This is a genomic window from Desulfosarcina sp. (assembly GCF_033791525.1).
Classification (GTDB): Bacteria; Desulfobacterota; Desulfobacteria; order Desulfobacterales; family Desulfosarcinaceae; genus Desulfosarcina.
In genome coordinates this window covers 1-5,856 of sequence record NZ_JASJGN010000219.1, presented here as the reverse complement: position 1 = coordinate 5,856, position 5,856 = coordinate 1, and the positions used below count along the sequence as shown (strand labels likewise).

Annotated in this window: 7 protein-coding genes; 4 read left to right on the top strand and 3 right to left on the bottom strand. The window is 54.3% G+C overall.

Translation table 11 applies throughout. The features are described from left to right. Positions 1–2 precede the first annotated feature (2 nt). Entirely contained in the window at positions 3–302 is a 300-nt protein-coding gene (locus tag QNK41_RS11055) for a two-component system response regulator (protein ID WP_319256712.1), read from the top strand. Positions 303–869: 567 nt separating this feature from the next. On the opposite strand, the gene QNK41_RS11050 is transcribed toward QNK41_RS11055, so the two are convergent. Continuing rightward, positions 870–1,955, bottom strand: a complete 1,086-nt coding sequence (locus tag QNK41_RS11050) for a class I SAM-dependent methyltransferase (RefSeq protein WP_319256709.1) — start codon at positions 1,953–1,955, stop codon at positions 870–872. 228 nt (positions 1,956–2,183) lie between these two features. Further along, positions 2,184–2,702 (bottom strand): polyhydroxyalkanoate synthesis regulator DNA-binding domain-containing protein, encoded by a 519-nt coding sequence (locus tag QNK41_RS11045; RefSeq protein WP_319256707.1) that lies wholly within the window; start codon positions 2,700–2,702, stop codon positions 2,184–2,186. 239 nt (positions 2,703–2,941) lie between these two features. Between QNK41_RS11045 and QNK41_RS11040 the strand changes: the two genes are divergently transcribed. Next, on the top strand, positions 2,942–3,193 hold the full coding sequence (locus QNK41_RS11040; protein ID WP_319256705.1) for a hypothetical protein: 252 nt from the start codon (positions 2,942–2,944) through the stop codon (positions 3,191–3,193). A gap of 51 nt (positions 3,194–3,244) precedes the next feature. Continuing rightward, on the top strand, positions 3,245–3,676 hold the full coding sequence (locus QNK41_RS11035) for a MaoC family dehydratase (protein WP_319256703.1): 432 nt from the start codon (positions 3,245–3,247) through the stop codon (positions 3,674–3,676). Positions 3,677–3,712: 36 nt separating this feature from the next. Here the strand turns inward: QNK41_RS11035 and QNK41_RS11030 are convergent, their stop codons facing one another. Then, positions 3,713–4,180 carry a cyclic nucleotide-binding/CBS domain-containing protein gene (locus QNK41_RS11030; RefSeq protein ID WP_319256701.1) on the bottom strand — a complete coding sequence of 156 codons (468 nt, stop codon included), beginning with the start codon at positions 4,178–4,180 and terminating at the stop codon, positions 3,713–3,715. 542 nt (positions 4,181–4,722) lie between these two features. Here QNK41_RS11030 and QNK41_RS11025 point away from each other — a divergent pair. Further along, on the top strand, positions 4,723–5,856 hold a 1,134-nt coding region (locus QNK41_RS11025; protein ID WP_319256699.1), incomplete at its 3' end, for a HAMP domain-containing protein.

Here is a 5,856-nt window from a genome sequence, read left to right as displayed (position 1 = left end):
ACCTGGAAGCCGTTTTCAGCGACAACGGCTACGAAACCTGCACCGCCTCCAGCACCATGGAAGGGTTGGACGTGGTCAAAAAGGAGAGGCCCGACCTGATCACCCTGGACCTGCAGATGCCCGGGGAGTGGGGTCCCCGCTTCTACCGCAAGCTGAGAAAAGACAAAGAACTGAGAGACACCCCGGTCATCGTGGTCAGCGGTATCGACGGCGACCACGCCATAAAAGATGCCATCGCCTTCGTGAAAAAGCCCTTCGATCCGGAGAAACTGGTGGGAATTGTAAAGAATACTATTGGTTGATGGCGTCCGGATCTCCAAAGGCAACGCTGGGATAAAGATAGCGGCAACCGAATATTTTCGCCGGGCACCTTCAGCCGCTGCCGAAGCGAGATCGGCAGCCCTTCAAGGCCCATGGTCAAACGTGTTTTAAATAATTCGAACACGTACAGCGCGCTTGTGGTAATGAATAAAGTATGATAACAATCAGTTGTTCTTAACGTATCTACTGACATGGGGTCTTTGCGGGGTTGAACGGAATTCGCGGGATTGGCAGCAAGGCGTAACGCCGATGATAAACGATACACCCTATATTATTGTAGACAACCAAAAAATCCCTCCCATCGGACGGTCGCCACGGCCGGATTCGGCAACCGCTAACAAAACTGGGCGGGCGGAGCAGCCATTCGGTGTTGTCGATCGGGTTACCATCTCCAGGGAGGCCCGCGAAAGATCCAGACAGCAACCGGCCCAATTCGAGGCAGGTCCAGCGGCGCTTCATAATCTGTCGAAAACGCGGCCACCTAACACCATTCGCCTGTTGACCTATTCGCCGAAGCACCTGCGGTCCTGAGAGGGCGTTGCCTGGCGCTACTTCCTGCAGAAAAAGTGCAGATTGAACGGATCGTCGGGGATTTCCATCACCGTCACCCGCCCGAACCCGGCCTGCCCCAGCATCTTTTCAGCCAGCTGGCAGCCCCACATCATCCCCAGGCCGGCTCCGCCATCCACCAGCCCCACCGGCATGCAGTGCATCAGGCTGACCGCGTACAGAAACGGTCCCATGGGATGGTCACGGTTGCCATCGATGTCGGTTTCAGCGGCAATGTCGATCATGGAAAAGGCGCCGTCGTCCTTTAATATTTCATGAATCCCCCGCAGCGCATCAAGCGGCCGGGTTTGGTCATGGATGGCATCGAAGGCGGTGATGTAGCCAAAGCGTCCGGACAGGTCGTTGGGATGGCGCAGTCCGGCGGCGTCGCGCTGTTCGAAACAGACATTGGTCAATCCCTTTTCCCGAGCGTCGGCCCGGGCCGTTTCAAGGGCCTCGGCGCTGATGTCGATACCTGTAAACCGGCTGACGGGAAACGCCTGGGCCATCAGGAGGGTGGCGACCCCTTGGGCGCATCCCAGGTCGCAGACATCGATGCCCCGGTGCAGGGCCTGGACCAGGCGCCCATCGTCCACTGACGGCAAGAATAAGTCCACCAGCACCTGGCGGTGCTTGGCGTCGCCCAGCTGGGCCATGAAATCATGAAAGTCCGGATACTGTTCGTAGGAGATCCCATCACCGCTTAAAAAACCCTGAAACACATGTTCCATGGCACAAGCCGTAAGCAGGGGTATCTCCTGGGTGTACACCCCCAGGTTACCGCTGCCGGCCCGGCGGGCAAGTACATCTCCATGAGCTTTAGGCAATAAAAATCGGGGTTCGCCGTCATCGCCCCGAACCAGATCCACAATGCTCCCGCACACCATCACTCCCAGCCACTCCTTGACATACCGGCGGTTCAGGTTTGCATCCGCGCAAATCTCATCCAGACTGCACGGCCGATTCTTGGCGTCCATGACATCGAAAAGGCCGGCACGGTAACCCAATCCCATGGCCAGATTCAAGGATCCATAGTTGAGGACATCCACCATCTTGTCTTTAAAGGATTTGGTATCATTTTGCATAATCGTAGACTCGTTTCATCGCTTCCCAATTTCTACTTTCCAATTTCCAATTTCAAACCGTGAACGGTTAAGTGTCCGTCTCCAGAAGTTGCCGCATCGCTTCGGGCAACCCAGGATTTAACGGTCGTGGTTTTCGCTTCACCGGGCAGGTGGATGGTCAGGGCATGGGCATGCAGACCACCTGAGAGTCTGCATCGGCCTCATTCACCATCAGCGTCGGAGCGATGCTCAAGGCTTTTTCGGTTCGCTGTCGCTACTGTCTGAAGGGTCTGGGTGCTTCGGATCTGCCTTTTTGGGGGTGAATGGCTTTGGAAAACTGAACATCTCCATCATGGCTTCCATGGAAGATGTGCCGGCCATCATTTCCGGCTTGCGTCGGGACAGATCCAGGCCCATATCCAGCCACTGGCCGAACTGTTGGTCAAAGGCCTTTTTCGTCTCCAAATAGTTTTGGATGGTTTTCTGAAAATATTTTTCGAAAAACTCGCCCAGGGCATTGTCTCCATATCGAATAAGCAGGTGCAGCACCGACACCGGCAACAGGCTGTTTTTATGCTTGGCCGCCTCCAGGACGACCTGTGTGAGAATGAATGCGGTCACATCCTCGCCGGTAGTGGCATCCTGAATCTGCAACTGCTCGCCGGAGCGGATCATTGTGGAAACATCTTCAAGGGTGACATAGCGGCTGTTTCGGGTATCGTAGAGTCGCCGGTTGCTGTATTTCTTCAACACCAGGGGATCAGGCATGGGTCTATTTTTCCCTTCACGATTTGATACACTGCAACAAAAGTTCAATTGAAATTTGGCTGTCCTTACATCACATCAGCATTAATTCAATTATATACAGTGACAGTGAATTTGCAATGCCAATCCAATATTTTTGTGCATTGCAACATTATCCTATTGACATCGGCCGCCGGTGATCTATATTGAAGCCATGCAGACACCCCATAAACCCATTAAACGATAGTAAAAGGAGAACAACCATGGATCAGAAACAGATTTTCAAGCAGATGCTGGATTTCAACAAAGGTGCCTTCAACAATGCCTATAACGCCATGGTCATGGTTCAGGACCAGACTGAAACCCTGGCCAACAACATGCTGAACCAGGCCACCGGGATGCCCGAAGAGGGGAGAAAAGCCCTTCTGGAATGGGTGGATGCTTTCAAAAAAGGCCGGGAAGAGTATAAGAAAACAGTGGACGAGGCATTTAAAAAGGTCGAAGACTTCTTTTAACACGCCATAACATGAAGACGCCTGAGGACTACCAGGCAGAGGGGATGAAACATGATCGGGAAAACCATCGACCAGCTGAAAGTCGGCGATTCGGACCGGTTCTCCAAAACCGTGACCGACGCGGACATCTACCTGTTTGCCGGCGTCACCGGCGACCTGAACCCGGCGCACATCGATGAAACCTATGCGCAGGGCACGTTTTTCAAGACACGTATCGCCCACGGCATGCTGTCGGCAGGATTTGTATCCGCGGTAATCGGTACTCGCCTGCCGGGCCCGGGAACGGTGTACATGCGGCAGACGCTTGATTTCCTCGCACCGGTTCGCATCGGTGATACGGTCACCGCAACGGTGGAAGTGGTTGAAAAAATAGAAGAAAAAAAACGGGTGCGCCTGAAAACCACTTGCGTCAATCAGGAAGGGGTAAAAGTGCTTGACGGCGAGGCCCTGGTGAGCCCTCCGCGGCCGCCGAAAAGCGCCTGACCATCACCGACGATTAATTATTGACGGCCCGACGCGTCACTTGGATTCGGGCCGCCAACTCCAGTTCTCGTAGTAATCCCAGCCTACCATAGAGTTGAGCTGCTTGAGCTCCCCGTCCTTTTCCTGGATAGAGGCCTTCATGACGTCACCGCTGGAAACCATACCGATGGTCTCGCCGTCCTTTTCGATAAGCAGGTGACGCACCCGAAGCCCCAGAAACTTGTCCATGAGGTTGTAGACGGTATCTGTGTAAGGGGCAAAAATAAGCGCCTTGGTCATCACATCCTCGATGCGGGTGGACTTGGGATCGAAGGCCCCATCGAGGATGTTGCGCATGAGGTCCCGCTCCGTCCAGATGCCCACCGGCTTGTCGTCACGGGTCACTATTATCGCCCCCACCTTGCACGTATTCATCTTTTTCAGCGCATCCAAAACGATGGTACCCACCGGAACACAGAGAATATCGCTTCCCTTTTCTTTGATCATGTCATTGGCCGTCTTCATGCTTCCACCACCTTTCCGAAAATTATCGAGAAAGCAGATATAGCTCATCCCTTACCCCTCAACATAGAGCGCTGCCGAAACTCTGTCAATGCAAAGGCGGTTGCTTCAGGCACTGCAGTTACCCTATAAAAAATTCGTTCAAGTCTGCACGCCGTTTCCCGATATACGAATCCAGAACACTTTCATCATAAATTTCACGCATCGCCTGTTTCGCTGTGGCTTTGCTGAGGCATAACCCGGCTTGGGACCAAGCATATCGGAAAGACCGCCGGCACCTTTCACCCGAGGACGGATTCAAAAGGAACACGAAAGGACAAAACGCATGCAGAACGCGCTTCTTGTCGAAGATGAGAACTTTTTTGGCACCATACTCCGCAGGGCCGACGTCATGCCCTACGAAGCTAAAAACCAGGGTCGCAATCGGCTGTACCCATCACCGAAACCGACTGACACCGGCCGCACCTCCCAACCAAAGTCAAGACCCGTTCGGTGCCGGCCGCCTTTTAAACGATGCCCCGAGCCTCATAACGAGCGGTAGCGTCATGCAGCAGCCTCCCAAAACCCTGTTTTCAAGCATCCAGCATCTTTTCCGGCGGCGATCCCCGGGCGATGTGCAACTGGGCCAGGTGCTAGTGAACCGGGGCATTCTTACCGACAATCAGTTGGAAACCGCTCTCGCCGCCCAGCGTCAGCGATTGATCGAGACCGGTCAGGCCGTCCGCCTGGGACACATGATTACCGAACTGGAGCTGGCCTCCGAAGCCGCCGTGGTGGAGGCCATCAATAAGAACTTCGGGATCTCCGTCGTCTCGCTGTCGGACAACATTCGGGAACTCATTCTCCGCCAGCGCGGAACCCTGGCCGAGCGGCTTCCCGCTCCGGCCATTCCCATCTGGCTTAAGCTTTGCGTCGGTGCACTGCTCATCGTCACCGTCACCATCGTCTCTTTCAGTTATTTCATCATCAGCAAGCAGAAGGATCGGCTTTTCGACCAGACGGTAACCGTGGGGACGGTGAGCCTCAATTATTTTGTCAACAACGCCCGCATTCCGCTCATCGATGACGACATTCTCAGCCTCAACACCCTAATCAAAGAGGCCACCGAGACCGAGGGGCTGCGTTACGCTGTGGTAACCGATACCCAGGGATTGATCCGGGCCCATACCGACGTCAACCGCATCGGTACGGATTGGACGACTTCACCCCCCGCAGCTCCGCCGGTCACAAGGGGTAACATCTCCTATTATTCTTTCGTTGCCGCGTCCGGAGAGCAGATCCTGAACCTGTACCGGGATGTGGTTTTTCAAGATAAAATTGTAGGAACGGTCCATGTGGGTGTATCGCTGGATTTTATCGAGCGCTTGGTGGACAGGGAAAAAGGGTCCATCATATATATGACCGTTGTAATGATGACCGTTGGCCTGGCCATTGCGGTTTATCTAGGGTTACGATTTTCAATGCCCATCTCACAATTGGTAGCCGCCACCGAAGCCATCGGCAAGGGCGACTACCGCTATCGGGTGGAACTCGATCGCCAGGACGAGCTGGGCAACCTGGCCACCGCCTTCAACCAAATGGGCGAAGAGCTTTTCCGGCACACCCTAACCCGTCAGTCCTTCGGCAAATACGTGGGCGAGGAAGTGCTGGAAATGATTCTCGCCGACCCGGAAAAGATG